At 65.3% G+C, this 21,689-nt stretch carries 21 protein-coding genes; 15 read left to right on the forward strand and 6 right to left on the reverse strand.

Annotated features, from left to right (window positions below; genetic code table 11):
- Positions 1-28 precede the first annotated feature (28 nt).
- Complete coding sequence (gene clpA, locus IFT67_RS05480) at positions 29-2,347, forward strand: ATP-dependent Clp protease ATP-binding subunit ClpA (protein ID WP_107961623.1); 2,319 nt, start codon at positions 29-31, stop codon at positions 2,345-2,347.
- Between the two features lie 165 nt (positions 2,348-2,512).
- Here clpA and IFT67_RS05485 read toward each other — a convergent pair whose 3' ends face one another.
- The 3 genes from IFT67_RS05485 to IFT67_RS05495 form a co-directional block, all read right to left on the reverse strand.
- Entirely contained in the window at positions 2,513-5,575 is a 3,063-nt protein-coding gene (locus IFT67_RS05485) for a TonB-dependent receptor domain-containing protein (protein ID WP_192145357.1), read from the reverse strand.
- A 275-nt stretch (positions 5,576-5,850) separates the two neighbouring features.
- Positions 5,851-6,120, reverse strand: coding sequence for a hypothetical protein (locus IFT67_RS05490; protein ID WP_192145359.1), 270 nt, complete (start codon positions 6,118-6,120; stop codon positions 5,851-5,853).
- Between the two features lie 19 nt (positions 6,121-6,139).
- Entirely contained in the window at positions 6,140-6,715 is a 576-nt protein-coding gene (locus IFT67_RS05495; RefSeq protein ID WP_197982907.1) for a TetR/AcrR family transcriptional regulator, read from the reverse strand.
- Positions 6,716-6,786: 71 nt separating this feature from the next.
- Here IFT67_RS05495 and IFT67_RS05500 point away from each other — a divergent pair, with 71 nt between their 5' ends.
- The 10 genes from IFT67_RS05500 to IFT67_RS05545 all read left to right on the forward strand — a co-directional run bounded on the left by IFT67_RS05500 (position 6,787) and on the right by IFT67_RS05545 (position 16,109).
- A complete protein-coding gene (locus IFT67_RS05500; protein WP_192145361.1) occupies positions 6,787-7,563 on the forward strand; it encodes an SDR family NAD(P)-dependent oxidoreductase in 777 nt (258 codons plus the stop codon).
- A gap of 53 nt (positions 7,564-7,616) precedes the next feature.
- Positions 7,617-8,618, forward strand: a complete 1,002-nt coding sequence (locus IFT67_RS05505) for an NADP-dependent oxidoreductase (RefSeq protein ID WP_192145363.1) — start codon at positions 7,617-7,619, stop codon at positions 8,616-8,618.
- 29 nt (positions 8,619-8,647) lie between these two features.
- Positions 8,648-9,511 (forward strand): alpha/beta fold hydrolase, encoded by an 864-nt coding sequence (locus IFT67_RS05510; RefSeq protein ID WP_192145365.1) that lies wholly within the window; start codon positions 8,648-8,650, stop codon positions 9,509-9,511.
- A gap of 93 nt (positions 9,512-9,604) precedes the next feature.
- The gene (locus IFT67_RS05515; RefSeq protein WP_192145368.1) at positions 9,605-10,570 is read left to right on the forward strand and encodes an aldo/keto reductase; all 966 of its coding nucleotides are present in this window, start codon (positions 9,605-9,607) and stop codon (positions 10,568-10,570) included.
- 43 nt (positions 10,571-10,613) lie between these two features.
- Positions 10,614-11,084, forward strand: coding sequence for a PaaI family thioesterase (locus tag IFT67_RS05520; protein WP_192145370.1), 471 nt, complete (start codon positions 10,614-10,616; stop codon positions 11,082-11,084).
- 348 nt (positions 11,085-11,432) lie between these two features.
- On the forward strand, positions 11,433-11,747 hold the full coding sequence (locus IFT67_RS05525) for a PAS domain-containing protein (RefSeq protein WP_244647170.1): 315 nt from the start codon (positions 11,433-11,435) through the stop codon (positions 11,745-11,747).
- A gap of 10 nt (positions 11,748-11,757) precedes the next feature.
- Entirely contained in the window at positions 11,758-13,047 is a 1,290-nt protein-coding gene (locus tag IFT67_RS05530; protein WP_192145377.1) for a sensor domain-containing diguanylate cyclase, read from the forward strand.
- Positions 13,048-13,049: 2 nt separating this feature from the next.
- The gene (locus IFT67_RS05535) at positions 13,050-14,222 is read left to right on the forward strand and encodes an AMP-binding protein (RefSeq protein WP_244647271.1); all 1,173 of its coding nucleotides are present in this window, start codon (positions 13,050-13,052) and stop codon (positions 14,220-14,222) included.
- Positions 14,219-15,049 (forward strand): EAL domain-containing protein, encoded by an 831-nt coding sequence (locus IFT67_RS05540; RefSeq protein ID WP_446740792.1) that lies wholly within the window; start codon positions 14,219-14,221, stop codon positions 15,047-15,049. The genes IFT67_RS05535 and IFT67_RS05540 overlap by 4 nt, the downstream gene beginning before the upstream one ends.
- A 184-nt stretch (positions 15,050-15,233) precedes the next feature.
- Entirely contained in the window at positions 15,234-16,109 is an 876-nt protein-coding gene (locus IFT67_RS05545) for an SDR family oxidoreductase (protein ID WP_192145381.1), read from the forward strand.
- Between the two features lie 86 nt (positions 16,110-16,195).
- On the opposite strand, the gene IFT67_RS05550 is transcribed toward IFT67_RS05545, so the two are convergent.
- Positions 16,196-16,453 (reverse strand): hypothetical protein, encoded by a 258-nt coding sequence (locus IFT67_RS05550; protein WP_107961612.1) that lies wholly within the window; start codon positions 16,451-16,453, stop codon positions 16,196-16,198.
- A 6-nt stretch (positions 16,454-16,459) separates the two neighbouring features.
- A complete protein-coding gene (locus IFT67_RS05555) occupies positions 16,460-16,657 on the reverse strand; it encodes a hypothetical protein (RefSeq protein WP_192145383.1) in 198 nt (65 codons plus the stop codon).
- Positions 16,658-16,857: 200 nt separating this feature from the next.
- On the opposite strand from IFT67_RS05555, the gene IFT67_RS05560 reads away from it, so the two are divergent.
- On the forward strand, positions 16,858-18,345 hold the full coding sequence (locus IFT67_RS05560) for a deoxyribodipyrimidine photo-lyase (RefSeq protein ID WP_192145384.1): 1,488 nt from the start codon (positions 16,858-16,860) through the stop codon (positions 18,343-18,345).
- A 159-nt stretch (positions 18,346-18,504) separates the two neighbouring features.
- On the opposite strand, the gene IFT67_RS05565 is transcribed toward IFT67_RS05560, so the two are convergent.
- Positions 18,505-19,368: an SDR family oxidoreductase gene (locus IFT67_RS05565; RefSeq protein WP_192145386.1), complete on the reverse strand. Its 864-nt coding sequence runs from the start codon at positions 19,366-19,368 to the stop codon at positions 18,505-18,507.
- Positions 19,369-19,458: 90 nt separating this feature from the next.
- Here IFT67_RS05565 and IFT67_RS05570 point away from each other — a divergent pair, with 90 nt between their 5' ends.
- The 3 genes from IFT67_RS05570 to IFT67_RS05580 all read left to right on the forward strand — a co-directional run bounded on the left by IFT67_RS05570 (position 19,459) and on the right by IFT67_RS05580 (position 21,621).
- A complete protein-coding gene (locus IFT67_RS05570; RefSeq protein ID WP_192145388.1) occupies positions 19,459-19,842 on the forward strand; it encodes a winged helix-turn-helix transcriptional regulator in 384 nt (127 codons plus the stop codon).
- A 118-nt stretch (positions 19,843-19,960) separates the two neighbouring features.
- Entirely contained in the window at positions 19,961-20,728 is a 768-nt protein-coding gene (locus IFT67_RS05575) for an SDR family NAD(P)-dependent oxidoreductase (protein ID WP_446740804.1), read from the forward strand.
- On the forward strand, positions 20,725-21,621 hold the full coding sequence (locus tag IFT67_RS05580) for a glycoside hydrolase family protein (RefSeq protein ID WP_192145392.1): 897 nt from the start codon (positions 20,725-20,727) through the stop codon (positions 21,619-21,621). The genes IFT67_RS05575 and IFT67_RS05580 overlap by 4 nt, the downstream gene beginning before the upstream one ends.
- Positions 21,622-21,689 lie beyond the last annotated feature (68 nt).

Consider the following 21,689-nt stretch of genomic DNA (forward strand, 5'->3'; position numbering starts at 1 on the left):
TTCTCGCGGCCCGACAGGAGTATTGTAAATGCCATCATTTGCACCCGCCCTCGAGACCACGCTGCACAAGGCGCTCGAGGCGGCATCGTCCCGGCGTCACGAATATGCGACGCTGGAGCATCTGCTGCTCGCGCTGATCGACGACGAACATGCGTCGAAGGTCATGACCGCGTGCAACGTCGAGATCGGCGATCTGAAGAATACCGTCTCGCACTACCTCGACAGCGAACTTGATGCGCTGAAGGTCGATGCGGCGACCGATCCCTCGCCCACCAGCGGGTTCCAGCGCGTCGTCCAGCGCGCGATCCTGCACGTCCAGTCATCGGGCCGCGACGAAGTGACCGGTGCCAACGTGCTCGTCGCCTTGTTCAGCGAGCGCGAGAGCTATGCCGTCTATTTCCTGCAACAGCAGGACATGAGCCGCCTCGATGCGGTCAGCTTCATCAGCCACGGTGTCGGCAAGGGCGGGCAGCAGGCGACCGAAGCATCCACGCCAAAGGGTGCGGACGACGAGAAGCCGGCCAAGGGACAGGAGAAGGGCAAGACGGAAAGCGCGCTCAAGCAATTCACGGTCGACCTCAACGAGAAGGCCAAGAACGGCAAGGTCGATCCCCTGATCGGGCGCGGGCCGGAGGTGGATCGCACGATCCAGATCCTGTGCCGCCGGTCGAAGAACAACCCGCTCTATGTCGGTGATCCGGGCGTCGGCAAGACCGCGATCGCAGAAGGCCTTGCGCGGAAGATCGTCGAGGGCGACGTGCCCGACGTGCTGTTGCCTGCCGTTATCTATTCGCTCGACATGGGCGCGTTGCTGGCGGGGACGCGCTATCGTGGCGACTTCGAGGAGCGCTTGAAGGCGGTCGTCAACGAGCTCGAGAAGCTGCCGGATGCAGTATTGTTCATCGACGAGATCCACACCGTGATCGGTGCGGGCGCGACGAGTGGCGGCGCCATGGATGCGTCGAACCTGCTCAAGCCGGCTTTGTCGGGTGGCACCATCCGGTGCATCGGCTCGACCACGTACAAGGAGTTCCGCAATCACTTCGAGAAGGACCGCGCTCTGCTGCGGCGCTTCCAGAAGATCGACGTGAACGAGCCGACGATCGAGGATACCATTAAGATCCTTGCGGGCCTACGGAGCGCGTTCGAGGATCACCACAACGTCAAGTACACGCCCGACGCGATCAAGTCGGCGGTCGAGCTGTCGGCGCGGTACATCAACGACCGCAAGCTGCCGGACAAGGCGATCGACGTGATCGACGAGGTCGGTGCGATGCAGATGCTGGTGCCGCCGAACAAGCGCAAGAAGACGATCACGCCGAAGGAGATCGAGCAGGTCATCGCGACGATGGCACGCATCCCGCCGAAGTCGGTTTCGACCGACGACAAGCTGGCTCTGGCTACGCTCGAAACGGATCTGAAGCGCGTGGTGTTCGGGCAGAATGCGGCAATCGAAAAGCTGTCGTCGGCGATCAAGCTCGCTCGCGCTGGCTTGCGCGAGCCGGAGAAGCCGATCGGCAACTATCTGTTCACCGGGCCTACCGGTGTCGGCAAGACCGAAGTCGCCAAGCAGCTGTCGACGATCCTCGGCATTCCGCTCCAGCGGTTCGACATGTCCGAATATATGGAGCGGCATTCGGTCAGTCGTCTGATCGGTGCGCCGCCGGGCTATGTCGGGTTCGACCAGGGTGGTTTGCTGACCGATGCGATCGACCAGAACCCGCATTGCGTGCTTCTGCTCGACGAGATCGAGAAGGCGCATCCGGACCTGTTCAACATCCTGTTGCAGGTGATGGATAACGGGCGGCTCACCGACCAGCATGGCAAGTCGGTCGATTTCCGCAACGTCATCCTGATCATGACGACGAATGCGGGCGCCAGCGACATGGCGCGCGAGACGGTCGGCTTCGGCAACCTGTCGCGCGAAGGCGAGGACGAGGTGGCCGTGACGAAGATGTTCACGCCGGAATTCCGCAACCGTCTCGATGCGGTGGTGCCGTTCGGCTACCTCCCGACCGAAGTGGTGGCGCGGGTGGTGGACAAGTTCATCCTCCAGCTCGAACTTCAGCTGGCGGACCGCGGCGTGCACATCGTCCTCGACGACGAGTCGAAGGCGTGGCTCACGACCAAGGGCTATGACAAGCTGTACGGCGCACGGCCGATGGGCCGCCTGATCCAGGAGAAGATCAAGCAGCCGCTTGCCGAGGAATTGTTGTTCGGCAAGCTGGTCCACGGTGGTGAGGTGACGGTGAAGATGAAGGACGGCGCGCTGTCGTTCGCGATCGAGCCTGCCGCACCGAAGAAGCCCAAGAAGAAGGGCAAGACCGAGACGGTCGAGGCTGAGTAGCCTTTACACGACGGGTGTTTAGAAAAGCCTGCCGCTGGAGCGTTCCAGCGGCAGGCTTTTTTGTGGGTCGCTCACGGACGTGAAGGTCCGCGGTCTTGCAATTCTCGTCCATGATGCGGCGTGTCGGGCCCGTCTGGTGACGGGCCCGATAGTCGTCGATCCGGATCAGAACCGGACGGTCGCGCCGATCGCAAGGTTGCGGCCGAGCGAGTCGTAGCGCGCGGGGATCGTGTTGCTCCGCGCGAGGCTGATGTCGTACGAGTTCGCGAGGATCGGAGGCGTCTTGTCGAGCAGGTTGTTGGCGATGAACCGCAGCGAGAAGTCCTTTGCGATCGCAAAGGTGAACGCCAGGTCGAAATAGCTGGCCGGCGCGATGTGATAGAACGTCGTCCGAGCCCGCTCCGGCGTGCCGCCGATCGCCTCGTCGCCCGAATTATCGGCGTGCGTCAGCGAACCGACATAGCGCCAGTTGAACGACGTGCTGAAGATGCCATCGCCGGTCGTATAGGTCGTGCGCAGACCGTGCGACCATTTCGGCAGCAACTGGCTGCACCCATTCCCGTAATAGCCGGCACAATTGCGCTTGGGCTGGAGCGGCGAATCCTGGCTGCCCGCGAAGGTGGTCAGCGATCCGTTGAAGTTCCAGTCGACCTTGCCCGCGCCGCCGAGGCCGAGCGTGTATTGCGCCTGGAAATCGATGCCGCGCGCAATCGACTTGTAGTAGTTCGTGGTGCCCTGGCGGATGAAACCGCTGGTCGGATTGCTGCTGGCGGGGGCGTAGAGAATGCCCGTCCCCGGCTGGCGGACGATGCCCGAGCAGAAGAACGGATCGCCGTTCGAGCGCTGGCAGCCATCGGTGTAGTAGGTGTAATCGTTATACCCGAGCGAGTTGTCGATTCTGATCTGATAGCGATCGACCGAGAAGACGAGCCCGCGGATGAAGCTGGGCTTCACCACCAGGCCGTAGGTCAGCGTGTAGGCGCTCTCCGGGTCGGCGGTGAATCCACCCGACTGGACGGTGCACTGGTTGCCGTCACCCTGTGCGCACAACAGCGTCGGGCTGCCATAGAGCGCATCGGACAGTCCGGTCGCGCGGCAGACGTCGCGCGATGCGACCGGCGTGCCGTATGTCACCGCGCCGGTCGCAGGGTTGGTCGTCACGGTCGGCGCGCAGAAATCGTTCTGCGAGCCACCCTGCAGACCATAGCTGATGTTCCGCGACTGGCCGATCTCGATCACCGTCGGCGCGCGCTGCGCCTTGTTGTACGAGGCTCGGAAGGTCAGGTCGCTGACCGGTGCGTAGATGCCCTCGATCTTCCAGGTGTTGAAGGTCTTGGGATTGCTGCTGTATTTCGACACGCGGTAGCCGCCATTGGCCTGCAACAGATGCGCGAAGGGACGCTCCTCGATCAGCGGCGCCTGTACCTCGATGTTCGACTCCCAGACGCTCTGCGAGATGTCGAGATCGCTGCCGCCGTTCAGGTCGCGGTAGAAGGAGTCGGCGGTCGACGTGTAGTTGTCGTGGCGGTATTCGGCACCTAGCGCGATCGCGACGCCCTGGTTCGCGAGCGGCGAGGTGACGCCGTATTTGCCGAGATCGCCGGTCACGGAGATCAGGCCGTCCCAGAGCGTGCCGACACCCTTGGTGCTGCCGCCCGGCGCGGTGAACAGCCAGTTCGCGACCGGCTGGCCGGGGGTGTTGGCGGCAAAGGCATTGAACGGCACGCAGCCCGCGACGCCGCTGGCACAGGTCGGTACGCCGTTGACGTTGACGACATCGAGCGACTGGTTGACGCGGTCGTAATCGGGCAGATTGCCGTAGTTCGCCACCTGCTGGTTGCGCGAATAGACGCCGCCGACATCCCAGGTCCACGCATCGCCGACCTTGCCGCGGAAGCCGCCGGTCGCGCGGACGCCGCTGTTGATATAGATATCGGGAATGTCGGCGAGATCGTTGAAGCGATAGCGGAGTTCGATCGGCGCCTTCGTGTTGGTGCCGGCTGCGCCGCCGCAGATCGCGGTCGCCTGCGAACCGGACAGATACGGATTGTTGCAGTTCACCTGATACGGCTGATCGCCATAGACGGTGTAGCTGTAGATCCGCGCCGGATAGACGTTCTCGGACTTGTCGCGAAACCAGATGCCCGAACCATAGACTTCGATATCGGACGTCAGATCGGCACTGACGAAGCCGCCGGCGTTCCACCGTTCCGACGCGCGCTGATAGGAATAGCCGTCATACGGGTTGGCCGCGTTGCCCGCACCGACGCCGTAGGGGACGAAGGTGCGCGTACCGCTCGGATCGTTGACGTAGGCAGCACCGTTGTTCGCACCCGAGCGCGGCGAGACGTAGCCGCTGCGCGAATAGGTCGACAGCGAGCAGGACAGCGGGCCGTCCTTGCCGGTCTGGATGAGCTGGCAGGCGGAGCTGGAGCGCGCGTCGTAATCGACCGCGTCGGTGTGGCGGTAGTTGACGAAGCCCGACAGGCGGAGCTTGCCGTCGAACAGTTTCCTGCCTGCGGTCACGGTGATGTCGGCGCGGCCGCCGTCGTTGGTCATTCCGCGTGGGCTGCCGAACGCGTTCGCGCGCGCCAGCGGCGAGACGATCGTGTCCTTGTTGTCATGATTGTAGAAATTATAGTTGCCGTCGATCTGGAGCCCCTCGAAATCCTTCTTGAGGATGAAGTTGACCACGCCGGCGACCGCGTCCGAGCCATAGACCGACGAGGCGCCGCCGGTCAGCACGTCGACCCGCTCGAGGAGCGACGGCGGGATGATACCGACGTCCGCGCCATTCTGCGTACCGAGGCGCTTGCCGTCGATCAGCGTCAGCGTGCGCTCGAACCCCAGGCTGCGCAGCTTGATGCGCTGACGACCATCCGAATCCTGATAGGTCTGCTGCGCGTCAGGCGAGATCTGCGGCAGGCGGTTGAGCACGTCCTCGATATTGGTCGGCGCCTGGGCACGAATGTCCTGCGCGGTGATCGACGTGATCGGCGCGGCCGACGTCATGTTCGGACGCTGGATGCGGGAACCGGTGACGACGATCATGTCGTTCGTCGCGGGTGCGGCATCCGGCGAGGCGAGAGCAGTCTGCGCATCCGCCTCGACCTTGGCCTGTGCTGGCGTTTGGGCGCCGGCGGCGGGATCCTGCGCCATCGCAGGCATCGCGTAAAACAGCAGCGCCCCCGAAAGCGCAATACGAGACACGGTCTGGTCAAAGATCATTTAGCACCCCTTTTTGTCACCGACCGCGTCTGGCGCTTTAGTCGGCTCGAACGACAGACTTGGTCAGATCACAGTGCCAGTCAATACCCAAACAATACCTATCAAATACATTGTCGACATAATATTTCAGAAAGGTACCCCTCCAGTTCTCCCCCTGATAGGGTCGATACCGTGTCCGGACGGCAGCCATCGGGCATCCGCGACCGTCACGCGGCGACGCAAAATTGCTTGAAGTTCCATGGGAGCGTCGCTCAGTCCACGACGGCAGCCGACCTCTAAAAATCGTCGTCCATCAAATGGTTGAGGCGCGCATTTGCGGATACTTGCGGATCATCCATCGTAGCCGACGCGAGCAAACGCGGCGGTCGAACGGCAAATCCGCGTTGAAGATGATCCCCGTCGGGAAGACAGCCCACCACCGCGCACGGCCAGGTTTCGAGGCGACCGTCCGCCGCAAGTCGGCCGATACGGTGGCCGCCGCGCAATAAAAATTCACGGGCAGATCGATGCGGCAACGCCTCCACGTAGACGGGCTTCACCGACATCGATGCCCGGTCTTCGCTTTCAGCCTTCGATCCAGGCGCGTGTCTGCTTCAACACGTCGTCGGACAACACGGGATCATCGACGGCGCGTGCGAGGATGACCGCCCCTACCATCGCCGCCCACGTCCCGATCGCCGCGCGTCGCTTCTCCGCGGAGTCCGCTCCCGGCACAGCTTGGGCAAGGCGGTCGATCTGGGAGGACAACCCCTTCGTCATGGCGGCACGCGCCTCTGGCGATTGATGGCGTAACGGGCTGGCAAAGCCAGCGGTCGGACAGCCGGTCGCGGCGCGATCGCGGTGATGAGGTGATAGATACGCGTCGAGATAGGCGTTCAGGTCACCGCTAACGGCGTCGGACGGGGTCAGCGCATGCGTGACCGTCTGCGCGATCAGATCGTCCTTCGACGCGAAGTGACCGTAGAATCCGCCATGCGTCAGACCTGCCGCCTTCATCACCTCCGACACGGTAACGGCGTCGAACCCGCGGTCTCGGAACAGCGTGCTGGCGGCATCGAGGATGCGGGTGCGGTTCGCCGACATCTGCTCGCGACTGACCTTCATGGCGAAAAACTCCTGGATCGGCATTGACAGTTTCATGATAGCCATCATATTTGAGCAATCATGATGTTCGTCATGTATATAAGCAGCGACCGAAAGAGAGCAATCCCATGACCCCTCCGACCGTTCTCATCACCGGCGCCTCCACCGGCATCGGCGCGACCTATGCCGATCGTTTCGCCCGTCGCGGCCACGACCTCGTGCTCGTCGCCCGCGACACCGCGCGGCTCGAAGCGCTTGCGGCACAGCTCGCGGCCGAGGTGGCGGTCGATATCCTGACCGCGGACCTGACCCGCGAGGCCGACATCGCCGCGGTCGAGGCACGGTTGCGTGACGATGCGAAGATCGAGATCCTGATCAACAACGCGGGTGCCGGGCTCGGCGGGAGCTTCGTCGATCAGTCCGCGGAGGCCGTCCGCGGCAACGTCGCGCTCAACACGACGGCGGTCGTCCGGCTCGCGCATGCGATCGCGCCGCGTCTGGTGGCGGCGGGCACGGGGTCGATCGTCAACCTGGGCTCGGTCGTCGGGCTCGCACCGGAGTTCGGCATGAGCGTGTACGGCGCGACCAAGGCGTTCGTGCTGTTCCTGTCGCAGGGCCTCGCGCTCGAACTGGGCCCCAAGGGCGTCTACGTCCAGGCCGTGTTGCCGGCCGCAACCGGCACCGAATTATGGGGTCGCGCCGGAATGGTCGGTGCCGATCTGTCGGGAATGATGGACGTCAACGAACTGGTCGATGCGGCGCTCGTCGGTTTCGATCGTCGCGAAGGCGTGACGATCCCGACGCTGCACGAGGGCGAACTCTGGGATGCGTTCGACGACGCGCGCAAGGCGATGGTGCCGCGGTTCGCCCAGCTTCTACGCGCGGATCGCTACGCCGCCGCCTGATCCGACGCACTCCACGCCGGGCGCAGTCCCCGACGCCTCCAGAGGGAAGCATCATGAAAGCCTATATCCTCGATGCCTATGGCAAGACCAATCGACTGCGCCTCGGCGACAGGCCGGACCCGGTCGTCGGGCCGGACGACGTGCTGGTCGAGATCCACGCCGCCGCGCTCAACGTCATCGATTCGAAGATCCGCAACGGCGAGTTCAAGCTCGTCCTGCCGTACAAGCCACCCTTCGTCCTGGGGGCGGATTTCGCCGGGATCGTGAAGCTGGTCGGTGCCAACGTTACGCGGTTCGCGGTCGGCGATGCGGTCTATGGTAGCCCGCGCCAGGGACGGATCGGCACGTTTGCCGAACTCATCGCGGTGGATCAGGCCGATGTCGCGCTGAAGCCCGTGAACCTGTCGATGGAGGAGGCCGCGTCGATCCCGCTAGTCGGCCTCACCGCGTGGCAGGTGCTGGTCGAGCGCGCCAAACTGAAGCGCGGGCAGAAGGTGTTGATCCACGCCGGATCGGGCGGTGTCGGGACATTCGCCATCCAGCTTGCGAAACACCTGGGTCTGCACGTCGCGACGACTGCGGGAACGAGCAACCTCGACCTGGTTCGCGATCTCGGTGCGGACACGGTCATCGATTACAGGACGCAGGATTTCGCCGAGCTGGTGTCCGGCTACGACGTGGCGCTCAACAGCCTCGACGGGAAGACGCTCGCCAAGTCGCTCGATACGCTCAAGCCCGGCGGCAAGCTGATCTCGATCTCGGGGCCGCCCGATCCGGCGTTTGCGCGACAGCAGGGGCTGAACTGGGGGCTGCGTCTGGTGATGCGGCTGCTCAGCGCAGGTATCCGCGCCAAGGCCAGACGCCGCGAAATCAGCTATTCGTTCCTGTTCATGCAGGCGAGCGGCGAGCAGCTGGCGACCATCGGCACGCTGATCGAGGGCGGCGAGATCCGGCCTGTCGTCGACCGCGTCTTCCCCTTCGCCGAACTGAACGATGCGATGGCCTACATCGATACCGGCCGCGCGAAGGGCAAGGTCGTCGTCAGCATCCGCTGATCGCGATCTCCCGAGCAAAGGTAGCTGTCATGTCACAACCCGCTTCGCATATCCGTGCCACGGAAACCTGGATCGAAACGCCGACGCTGACCATCGAGGCGGCGGGAACGACGTTCGCCTATCGTCGGCTTGGCCCGGCGCAGGGCGTCCCGGTCGTCCTGCTCAATCATTGGGTCGCCAATCTCGACGATTTCGATCCCCGGATCGTCGATGGTCTGGCGCGGGATCGGCCGGTCTACGCGCTGGATTACCGCGGCGTCGGCAAGTCGGGTGGCGACGCACCGACGACGATCGCGGCGATGGCCGAGGACATCGTCGCGGTCGTCGCCAGCCTCGGGCTCGACGCGGTCGACCTGATCGGCGTCTCGCTCGGCGGTTTCGTCGCGCAACAGATCACGCTCACCCGCCCCGACCTGGTCCGCAAGCTGGTGCTCGCGGGTACCGGGCCGGCAGGCGGCAGAGGCATCGCGCGGGTCGGTGCGGTCGCGTGGCCGCTCATGATCAAGGGCCTGCTGACGCTGAAGGATCCGAAAACCTATCTCTTCTTCACCTCGACCGCGAACGGTCGGCAGGCGGCGAAGGCGTTCCTGCTTCGGTTGAAGGCGCGCAAGATCGACCGCGATGCGCCGATCACCCCGAAAGTGTTTCTGCGCCAGTTGAAGGCGATCACGGCATGGGGTCGCCAGCCCGCGCAGGATCTCGGGAGCATCGCCAAGCCTGTCCTGGTCGCGAACGGCGATCGCGACATCATGGTGCCGAGCGAGAACTCCGCCGACATGGCGCGCCGCATCCCGGGGGCCGAACTGGTCCTGTACCCAGACGCGGGCCATGGCGGCATCTTCCAGTATCACGAGGACTTCGTGCAGCGCGTGCGTGCGTTTCTGGCCGCCTGAGCCCCCTCCCCCAGTCATCGCCCTTCAAGACCCATCGCCCTCCAAGACTCATCGCTCTTCAAGAGTCATCGCCCCTCCAAGAAGGTATAGATCATGGACTACATACCCTTCGGCCGCACTGGCCTGACCGTGTCGCAGATCGCACTCGGGACCGGCAACTTCGGCACCGGCTGGGGCCATGGCGCCGATGCGGAGACCAGCACCGCGATCCTCGACGCCTATGCCGATGCGGGCGGCAATTTCCTCGATACCGCGGACGTCTATCAATTCGGCCAATCCGAAGAGATCATCGGCAAGGCGCTGGCGGGGCGGCGCGAGGATTTCGTGCTCGCCTCGAAATTCAGCAACGGCGCCGCCCCCAATGCCAACCGGCTCGTCACCGGCAACAGCCGCAAGGCGATGATCGCCTCAGTCGAAGCGAGCCTGAAGCGTCTCAAGACCGACCGCATCGACCTGTACTGGGTCCACCATCCCGACGACGTGACCGCGACCGACGAGATCGTCCGCGGCTTCGACGACCTCGCGCGGGCCGGCAAGATCCTCTACGCAGGCCTGTCGAACTTCCCGGCGTGGCGCCTTGCGCAGGCCGCGACGATCGCGGACCTGACGCGTGCGCTGCCGATCGCAGCCGCGCAGTTCGAGCACAGCCTCGTCCACCGCGATCCCGAGGCCGACCTGTTCCCCGCCTCGCGCGGGCTGGGGCTCGGCGTCGTCACCTGGTCGCCGCTCGGCGGCGGCGTGCTAACCGGCAAGTACCGCAAGGGCGAGACCGGCCGCGCCGAAGGGTTCGGCGGCAAGGTCTTCCAGGCGGAGGACACCGCGCAACGTACCGCGATCATCGACACCGTGATCGCGATCGCCGACGAGCTGCAGGCGAGCCCCGACCAGGTCGCGATCGCCTGGGCCGGAAGCCACGGCGCGGTGCCGATGATCGGGCCGCGGTCGATGGCGCAACTGACCAGCAACCTCGGTGCGCTCGACGTCGTCCTGACCGACGAACAGTCCCGCCGCCTCGACGCGGTCAGCGCGACTTCGCAGGCGCCTGCCCGCCAGGTTTGATTCCGCCCCGCCCCACCGGCCGCCTCGACCGCAAGGACGCATCATGGATATCATCAAGAACAACGCATCCGGCCTGTCGGGCCTGGAGCAGCTCCACGCGATCATCGCCGAGAACACGCCGCCGCCGATCAACGTGACGCTGGGGTTCACGTTGGTCGAGGTCGAGGAAGGCCGCGCGGTGTTCGAGGGGAGCCCGGACCGCAGCGTCTACAACCCGATCGGCTCGGTGCATGGCGGCTATGCGGCGACGCTGCTCGACAGCGCGTGCGGGTGCGCGGTGCATTCCAAACTGACCGCCGAGCAAGGCTACACCACGCTCGAACTGAAGGTCGCCTATCATCGCCCGTTGAACGACATGAGCGGCCCGGTCCGCGCCGAGGGCCGGATCGTCTCGATCGGCCGCCGCACCGCCTTTTCCGAAGCCAGGCTCACGGATCGCAACGGCCGCCTGTGCGCAACGGCAACCTCGACGCTGCTGATCTTCCCGATCGAACGCACGGCGACGACGGGCTGACGAGCGTCATGTCCGGATGACGCTCCGGACCAGTCATCTGCCCTCCACCCAACGCCCCCGACGTTCGCGGCCTCTTTGAACCCGGCGCTCGTTCGTTGTACCGATGTCCGGTGCAGGTAGCGTCTGCGGGCCGCAACGTATCGCCCACCCCGAAGGGCCGTACGCAGATGCCAAAGTCTCGGTCGCCGGCGCTCGCCGAGCGACCGTCGACGGACTCCGTCGCTCCCAATGCACGATGTTAGGTGATGCTTAACGCAACCGGAGGCATAGCGCCGTTGCAAGGGAGACATGGGTGTGTCGCAAAAAGAAGCCAGTTTTGAAGCGGTTGCGTTGAGCGACCTTGATACGATGAGCGTCGACGAACGCGATGCCCTGCCGTTCGGGGTGGTTGGCTTCGAAGCGGATACGATCGTGCAGTCCTATAACGCGACTGAGGCGCGCATGTCCGGGCTCGACCCCGCCACGGTCATCGGCGTGCCGTTCTTCGATGCGGTTGCGCAGTGCATGAACAATTTCATGGTCGCCCAGCGGTTCGAGGACGAGCCCGAGATCGACGACATCATACCCTATGTCCTGACGCTGCGGATGCGTCCGACGAGAGTGCGGCTGCGCCTGCTGGCGGCCCCCGGAACGCCGCGCCGCTACATCCTCATCGAACGGTGAGACCGCGATCATGAGCGATATTTCCAGCGAGGAACAGCTTCTCGAATTCCTGTACGCCTGCCCCGTCGGGCTGATCGAATGCGACATCGCCGGCGAGATCGCACTGATGAACCCGCATGCGATGCAGCACCTGTTGCCGCTCGCCGGCGCGCGCGATCCCGGCAACCTGTTTGCGGCGTTGGAGCAGCACGCGCCCGAGCTGCGCAGCATCGTCGCTTCCTATGCGCCGTCCACCGGCCGCATCTGCGACGGGCACCGTATCTTCGTCGATCTCGGATCACGCCGACGCACGGCCCCGCCCAAGGTACTGGCGTGCACGCTGATGAAACTGGGTCCCGACCGGCTGATGGCGACGCTGTCGGATATCAGCCAGCAGGTGGTCCAGGAGGAACGGCTGCGCCAGGCGGATACCTGGTTCGCGACGCTGCTGGACGGCGTCAACGACTATGCCGCGCTGACGATCGCGCAGAATGGCAGGATCGAATCGGCCGACCCCTGCTTCACCCGCCAGACCGGGCATGACTGCGCAGAGGTGCTCGGCCGCGATCTGACCGAACTGCTGCATACCGAAGCGACCGGCGGCGACCTGAGGCTCGAAGAGCAACTGGTGATCGCGGGACGCGACGGGTGGCATCTCCAGGAGGGATGGCAACAACGCGCGGACGGCGAGCGCTACTGGTGCCAACGGCTGGTCGTCGCGCGCTCCGAGGGCGATGAACGCCGCGCGTCGGGTTTTTCGGTCATCCTGCGCGACGTACCGCGACGCGAGGAAGCCGCGGAGGACGTACGCCGACTGCTGACGTGCGATCACCTGACGGGCGCGGCGAACCGCCGGCACTTCGGCCAGGTGATGGAGCGCGAGCAGGCGCATTGGCGCGAACTGCGGCAGTCGCTGTCGCTGATCGTTCTCGATCTCGATCACTTCAAATCGGTCAACGACACGCACGGCCATCCGGTCGGCGACATCCTGCTCTGTCGGGTGGCGGAGGTCTGTACCGCGCTGCTGCCGCCGCGGGGGATCTTCGCCCGGCTGGGGGGAGAGGAGTTCGGTGCCCTGCTGCCGCGCTACGACAATGACCAAGCGATGACGCTCGCCGAGGAGATGCGCACGGCGATCGCTGCGCTCGAGGTGGAAACGCCGCGCGGGCAGTTGACCGTAACCGCCAGCCTGGGCTGCGCGTCGCTGGACGAAGCCGACGGTTCGATCGATGCGCTCATCGCGCTGGCCGACAAGCGGCTGTATGTCGCGAAGCAGGCAGGACGAAACCAGGTCTGTCATCACCAAGCCTCCGCCGCGTGACCATGCCGAAATTGCAGCGTGCGGCCGCGCACCGCATCGCGTGCGCCGTCGTCGCCGCCGAAGTGCGCCGCCTGCGCGATACGCCCCATTCCGACGCCGTGAAGGGGGATTGGCCCGACTCGACTCAGATCGGCGACCAAGGACTGGGCCTGGATTCGATCGAGCAGCTTGGTGCGCTGGGGGCGCTGGCCGAAGCGTTCGACCTCGACGACAGTCTGCTGAGCGACGATCCGCCGCGAACGGTGGGCGCGTGGGTCGACTGGATCATGCAGGCACATGCGGAGGATGCTGGGGGAAACGGGCGGATGACGGTCGCCACCTCTGGCTCGACCGGCCGCCCGCGGCCCTGCATTCATGCGATCACCGATCTCCTCGCCGAGGCTGCGGTCCTTGCAGCACGGTTCGACGGGCGACGCCGGGTGGTCGCGCTGGTGCCGGCGCATCACCTGTACGGGATCATCTGGACCGCATTGTTGCCCGCAACGCTGGGCGTGCCGGTCGTCGCGCGCTCGATCGGCGCACCACTCGCGTTGGCCGCGGGCGATCTGGTCGTCGCCGTACCCGATCAGTGGCAAGTGCTGTTGCGCATGATCCGCCGCTTTCCGGACGACGTCGTCGGCGTCAGTTCGGCCGGGTCGCTCGACGACGACGTCGCGGCGGGACTGGCGGCGGCGGGCCTCGCGCGGCTCGTGGATATATACGGCTCGTCGGAGACCGGCGGGATCGCGATGCGCGATCTGCCCGCGTCCGCGTACGATCTTCTGCCACGCTGGGGGTTGGCCCCGAACGGTGACGACGACTGGCGCCTCGTGGACCGCGATGGGCGGCTGTGCGACCTGCCGGATCATATCGAGCGTATCGGCGATCGCGCGATCCGGCCGATCGGCCGGCGAGACGGCGCGGTCCAGGTCGCGGGCCACAACGTCTGGCCGGAGCGCGTCGCGCGCGTCCTGCGAACGATCGACGGCGCCGCGGACGTCGCGGTCAGGCTACACGCGAACGGACGCCTGAAGGCGTTCGTCGTTCCCGACAAGGATAGCGATCCCGTGCAGATCTCCGCGCGGATCGAACAGGTCGCCGCCGCGCGCCTGACCGATCCCGAACGTCCCAAGACGTATCGCTTCGGACCGGCCTTGCCGCGCAACGCGATGGGAAAACTGGAAGACTGGACATGATGCACGCACCCATCACCGCGGCCGACACGGCGCGCGCCACACCGCTGTCCCTTGCGCAGGCGTGCCGGGGCTGCCGGACGGGCTCGCCGCTCAGGAGCGCGATCACGATGGCGTTCCAGCCGATCGTCGATATCGAAACCGGATCCGTGTTCGCCTATGAAGCGCTCGTGCGGGGAGCGGACGGTCAATCGGCCGGCGAAGTGCTGTCCAGCATCGAGCCCGACATGATCTACAAGTTCGACCAGGCGTGCCGGGTAAAGGCGATCGAACTGGCCGGCGCACTGTTCGCGCCCGATGGCGATGCGAAACTGTCGATCAATTTCATGCCCAACGCGGTGTACGAGCCGAACGCGTGCATCCGTGCGTCGCTGGCCGCCGCCCGCCGCGTCGGGTTCGACCCCGGGCGGCTGATGTTCGAGTTTACCGAGAACGAGCGGATGGTCGACGTCGTCCACGTCCGGCATATCATCGAATCCTATCAGGCGCGCGGGTTCACCACCGCGATCGACGACTTCGGCGCGGGCTATGCCGGGCTCGGCCTGCTCGCGGACCTGCGCCCGGACATGCTCAAGCTCGATATGGCGCTGATCCGCGGGATCGACGGCTCGGCAGCCCGCAGGACGATCGTCGCGGGCGTGGTTCGCATGGCCGACGAACTCGGCATCCGCTGCATCGCGGAGGGGATCGAGACCGCGGCGGAACTGCGGGCATTGCGCGAGATCGGTGTCCGCCTTTGCCAAGGATACCTGTTCGCGCGTCCCGCGATCGACGTCCTGCCGACGCCCGCATTGTCCGCGGGCACGGTGACCACGGCGGCAAATCGATAGGACGCCGCGGCGCGCATCAAGCGGTTGGTGCGAGCAACCACCGGCAAGTCACCTGCCCGTCGTACCGACATCGGCCACCTCGGTGCACGATGGTGCCACGGCTCGATCGCCGACTCCGGAAACGAGCGGCACTTAATGGAACGCGGACCGTTCGGTCGATGACCAGAACAGGCAGGATTTCCGGATGACTGACGACCCACGCAACAGCCAGCCGACCAGCTTCCCCGGCGAGCCGCAACAGCCGAGCCCCGGCCTTGTCGCGAACATGAGGACGAAACCCGATCACGGCGAGGACAGCTATGTCGGCAAAGGCCTGTTGAAGGGCAAGGTCGCGCTCATCACCGGCGGAGACTCGGGCATCGGCAAGGCAGTTGCGATCGCTTATGCGCGAGAGGGTGCGAATGTCGCGATCTCCTACCTCGCGGTCGAGCAGGCCGACGCCGAAGATACGCGTGTCTGGGTCGAGAAAGCAGGGCAGCGCTGCGTTCTGTTGCCGGGCGACATAAGCGACCGGGGCCACTGCCTCGCTCTGGTCGAGAGTACCGTCGCGGAGCTTGGTGGGCTCGACATTCTGGTCAACAACGCCGCGGCGCAGACCATGAACGAGGATCTCGACAGCATCGACGACGACGAGATGGAGCGCGCGTTCGCCACCAACGTGTTCGCGATGATCCGTCTCGCCAAGGCCGCGGCGCCGCATATGAAGCCGGGGTCCGCCATCGTGAACACCACCAGTGAACAGGCCAAGGTCGCGACCAAGAGCATGATCGTCTATGCGGCGACCAAAGGTGCGATCTCCAGCATGACGGTCGGGCTGTCCAACCTGCTCGTCGCGAAGGGTATTCGCGTCAATGCGGTCGCGCCCGGCCCGATCTGGACACCGATCCAGCCGATCGCGAAATCGCCGGAAGAACTGGAGACGCTAGGTCAGGATACGCCACTGGGCCGCGCAGGACAGCCTGCCGAGCTCGCCCCTGCCTATGTCCTGCTTGCCTCGTCGGAGGGAAGTTACATGACCGGCGCGGTGATCGCGGTGACCGGCGGCGTGCCGATCAACTGACCAAAGAACCGTTGCGGTCTGCGTGCTGTTTCAAAAATGCGGAGATGCGAGTGCCTTGAGACATGGATCGGTAGCTAGTCGGTGGATCACAGTCCCAGCTTCGTCAGGGCCAATGCGATCTCGGCCTCGGCTTCAGGGGCATTCTTCCGGCTCATCCGGTTCAGCGCGGTCTGCAACCGTGCCTGCGCCACCTGCAACGTCTTGTGCCGCACCTCCCGGGTAGCGTTGGTCCGCCACGAGGAGCTTTCACCGAGCAAGGCCGCCCATTTAGCCTCCTCCGCTGCCAGGATCGATAAAGCGAGCCGCAGGCCATCGCGCTGGCCATGCGCGTAATCGTCAACCACGAACGGTCATAGCTTCAGGTCGCGCCGAGTCATTTCAGCCTGTGCGATATCCCACAACGGTGTCGGCGCGGTGCTTTTGAAGATATCCGCGAGATCGAGCAAATCATCGTCGACAAGCGCCGAGACCGACGCCTGTATCTCAGCAAGCCGCGCAGAAGCCCGGTCTCCCGTTGCGACGCGACGTTTCGTTCGTAGGTTCAGCATCGGCAATCGATAGCAGCATCGCACGTCGCACGACAGGGACCGCACGACAGCGCGCGCGCGCCGTCCGGACCGACTTCCGGACAAGAGGATGGCTACGGCTTGCTGCCGTCGAAGGCGCCTCGATTTCGACGGTGGCGCCCCGGACACGACGATCGATACATGCTGCGGGATCGGGAGGGCATGCCGATGGTTGGGGCGCTATGACATCGTCCCTCCCCAACGCTTGGGCCAATTGGTCCGAAGCCCCCCGCGTTCGTTCCCTGAACGCGTGCAGCGTACGGACCGACGGCCGCTACGTCCTGTGCTGGCTCCAGCAGGCGTTGCGCGCGCGCGACAATCCCGTGATCGACGCCGCGATCTGCCTCGCCCACGACCTCGGCCTGCCCGTGCTCGTCTATCACGGACTACGTGAGGATTATCCATACGCATCGGATCGTCTCCACCGATTCATCCTGGGGGCAAGCCGCGACCTCGCACGCGAATGTCGGCAGCGCGGGTTGGCGTGTGTCCAGCACGTCGAACAGGCGGATGCCCGTGAAAAAGGACTCGTCTACCGCCTGGCCGCCGACAGCGCGGCCGTGATCGTCGAGGACCAGCCGACCTTCGTCGCGCGCTGGCAGTCGGAACGGTTCGCAGCGCGCACCGATCGCGCCGTAATCGCCGTCAACGCAGCCTGCCTAGTGCCGCCTGCCGTGCTTGGCGACGACATCGGCTCGACCACCGGATTTCGGCGGCGGCATCAGCCCCTGCGGGAGGACTGGAGCGCGGCGGACGATCTCCACCCGGCAGCAGCGGCGTATGATGGGCCCCTGCCCTTTGCCTCGGATCGGCTCGAAGATCGTACCGATGCCGATATCGATCGCCTGATCGGGAACGCGGCGATCGATCACTCGCTCACGCTGAGCCCGCTGTTTCCCCTCGGCCGCGACGGCGCGCTTTCGATGCTAGAGCGGCTGATGGACGACGTGTTGCCGATCTATGCGACGGTTCGCAACGATGCGACCCGCCCCGAAGGCGCCAGCATGCTGTCGCCGTATCTGCATTTCGGCGTGATCGGGCCGCGTGAGATCATGGCTACGGTCGAGGCGGCGGCGGCCCCCATCAATGCCAAGGAGAAGTTTGCCGACGAGCTGCTGACGTGGCGCGAGTGGTTCCACTATCAGGCACGCGCCTTGCCCGCGCCCGAGCAGTACGACCGGATTTCGGGATGGGCACGCGAAACGCTCGAAGCACATTCATCGGACGAACGGCCGGACCTCGAAACGCTCGAAGCGCTACTGCGCGGCGAGACTCGCGACGAAACCTGGAACGCCTGCCAGCGCCAGTTCCTGATCGATGGATGGATGCACAACAATCTCCGCATGTACTGGGGCAAACGGATCATCGCGATGACGCCCGATCCCAAAACGGCGTGGGCCACCGCCTGTTACCTCAATGACCGACTGAGCCTCGATGGCCGTGATCCCTCGACCTATGGCAACATCGCCGCATCCTTCGGCGGCGGGTCGCCCGGCAACGAGGGACCCGCGATCTACGGCAAGGTGCCGACGCGCTCCGACGGGTCGACCCGCCGCCGTCCTGGGGGGCCCGAATGGATCGAAGCGGCAGCCGCGCGCGCAAGGCCCGAGCCGGGCGCTGCACCACGACTACCCGTCGAGTTGTATCTGTCGGATCAGCCAGCCAGCTGACTGCGGTACGGCGGATGGGCGACATCGAGATATCGGGTGCGTTGCCAAGTCCGGCTTCGATCACGCCCCGTCGAAGTCGCCGCGGGAACGACGATCGTCGACGTTCCCGCGCGCGTTCCAGCCGGGGGCGATCCGGCCGACGTTGTTTGTCGACGACCGTCAGTCCTGGCTGCCCTTCATCGCGGCGGCGAGCGTCGTCCGCCACGGCGTCGTCGGGCGGCGGATCAGCGTACTGAGCGCACGACCGTCGTCGAACAGCGAGCCTTGTGCCGCCTTCGCATCGCTTTCCGCGAGCATATCGGCGATCGGTGCCGGGAGGCCGGCGCCCTCCAGAACTCCACGATAGTCGTCCTGTGGCAAATCCTTGTAGATCACCGGCCGCCCGGCGATGTCACCGATCGCGACAGCGAACTCGGTGAGCGTGTAGGCATCGTCTCCGGCAAGTTCGAAGATCCGCGTTTCGACCGAGCCGTCGACCAGGACCGAAGCAGCGGCATCGGCATAGTCCTCGCGGCTCGCGCTCGAGACCCGACCATCACCCGCGCTACCGATCAGCGCACCATGTTCGATCGCAGGCGCCACGGACATGACGTAGTTCTCGGTGTACCACCCATTGCGCAGGAACGCGTGCGGCAGGCCGCTGGCCGCGATCGCGGCCTCGGTAGCGCGGTGCTCGATCGCAAGGTTCATCGGATTGGCGTCCGCATGAAGGATGCTGGTGTACGCGATGTAGCCGACGCCTGCCGTCCTGGCGGCGGCGATCACCGCACCGTGCTGTGCCTCGCGCGATCCGACTTCGCTCGACGAGATCAGCAGCAGGCGATCGACCCCGGCGAGCGCGGGCACGAGCGTGGCGGGCGCATCATAGTCGAACGCACGCACGACGACGCCCCGTGCCGCGAGATCGGCCAGCTTGGACGGATTTCGCACCAGCGCCACCACCTCGGAAGGCGCGACCGTCCGGAGAAGCGCGTCGATTACCAGGCGGCCAAGCTGACCGGAAGCTCCCGTTACGGCGTACATAAGGCGTTCTCCAATTTTGCAGTGTTGATGCCCGCCACGTAAGCGACTAACTTACGCAAGAGAAGTACGCACAAAAAGGTAAGTTTTGAAATGTCCGGCGATCCACCCCTCCGCCTCGCCGATCGCATGGAGCGCGGCGACGTATTCGCGCCGCGCTGTCCGTCGCGCGAAATCCTGAAGCACGTGACGAGCAGCTGGGGGACGCTGACGCTGATCGCGCTGCTACCCGGCACACTCCGGTTCAGCGATCTGCGCCGCAGGGTCGCCGGCGTCAGCGAACGCATGCTCTCGCAGACGCTCAAGCAACTGGAGGGGGACGGGCTGGTGCATCGCCGAAGCTTTCCGGTCGTACCACCCCGCGTCGACTATGCGCTGACCGAACAGGGCAAGCAGGCCGCGGTGCTGGTGCAGGCGCTGGCGGACTGGATCGAGGACAATCTGCCTGTGCTTGCCAGCGGTCGGGTGAACGACTGACGGCCGTGAACGTCCGCGCCCCGGCCGTGCGAGGCGTGCCCGATATCCCGCCACGGTAGTTTGATGGCAGCGAATTCATGAAACTCCGCCCTGCCTGACCGGTTCAGTTACGATGACCATGTTCGACGATCAAATCGCAATCGTTACCGGCGGCGAGTCCGGCATCGGCGCTGCGTGCGCCAAGGCGCTGGGTGAGGCTGGTGCGCGCGTCGTGATAACCTATTTCAAGGACGAGGCGGCGGCGCAGGCGGTTTGCGCCTCGATCGGCAGACCGGGTCGCGCGATCGCGGTGCAGGTGGACGTCGGCGACGAAGCCGCGGTCGAACGGTTGTTCGCCAAGGCCGAGGACAGTTTCGGCACGGTCAGCCTGCTGGTCAATTCCGCAGGTCTCAACATGAGCGGCGTGATGCTCGTCGACATGCCGCTTGCGCAGTTCGACCGCGTGATCCGCTCCGATCTCTACGGGCCGTTCCTGACGTGCCGGCGGCTGGTGCGTGCGCTGGAAGCGCAGGATGCGAAAGGCCGGATCGTCAACATTTCTTCGATCCACGAACGGGCGCCCCGCCCCGGTGGCGTCGACTATGACTCCGCCAAGGGTGGCCTGTCGCAACTGACCGCGACGTTGGCGCTGGAACTGGCGCCCAAGGGTATCGCGGTAAACGGCGTCGCGCCGGGCATGATCCTGACGCCGATGAACCAGTCCGCGCTCGATCATCCAGCGGAACTGGCGGCAAAGGAAGCGGCGATCCCGTGGAAGCGGGCCGGACGCCCCGACGAGGTTGCCGCACTCGTCACGTTCCTGCTGTCACCCGCGGCGGACTATATCACCGGTACCACCGTGACGATCGATGGCGCGCTATCGCTGACCGTGGCGCAGGGCGCATGACGGTCACCTACGCGGTCGAGCAACTCGACACCGTCACCATCTCGTCCGCGTCGGTGGTCGACGACATGGATCTGATGAGCCCGTTCGTGTGGCAGGAAGGCGATCTGTACCGGATCATGGTGCGCGGCGTACCGCATCCACTCGGGCCGCATGACCCGACGGGTATCATCGCACGCGGAGAAAGCCGCGACGGGCTGACGTTCGTGATGGATCCGGGCCTCGCGATCTCCCCGGGCCCCGGCATGCAGGACATGGGCGGATGCGAAGATCCGACCGTCCTGGTGACCGGCCACGAATATCTCGTCTATTATACCGGCGTCGATGCGGCACGCAGCCAGGGCTGCATGATACTTGCCGCCGGGCGCGACCTGACCGCGCTGGTCAAGGAAGACCTGATCCTCAAGGCGCCTCCCGGCGAGGGCAATATCAAGGAAGCGACGCTCGCCCAGACCTCATCCGGCGATTGGCGGCTGTTCTACGAATATGCCGCGGACGGCGCCTCGCGAATTGGCATGGCAGGCGGGCCGACGCCGAAAGGTCCGTGGACCGTGCTGCCCGATCCCTTTGGCATACGCGACGATAGCTGGGATAACTGGCATCTTTCGACGGGGCCGATCTGGCAGGCCGACGGCCACGACCCGGTGATGTTCTACAACGGGGCGACGCACGACGCACGCTGGCGGATCGGCTGGATCAGCTTCAGCCCCGATTTGGCGCGCGTGACGGGGCGTGGTCTCGAGCCGCTGCTGGTACCGCCCCCAGCCCTCAGCCGAGAGGCGACGGACATCGCTTTCGCCGCGTCGACGGTCGCGGACGGAAACCGGATAGCGCTGTATTACTCGCTGGAGGACCGGATGCTCCGCCGGGCACTCGTCAGCCGGTACGGCGGATAGGACATACGGCCAGCCGTACGCGCCGCGCCGGGACGCTCGGTACGGGCACCGGATTCATACGCGGATTT

The sequence above is a fragment of the Sphingomonas sp. CFBP 13728 genome (genome assembly GCF_014841895.1).
Taxonomy (GTDB): Bacteria; Pseudomonadota; Alphaproteobacteria; order Sphingomonadales; family Sphingomonadaceae; genus Sphingomonas.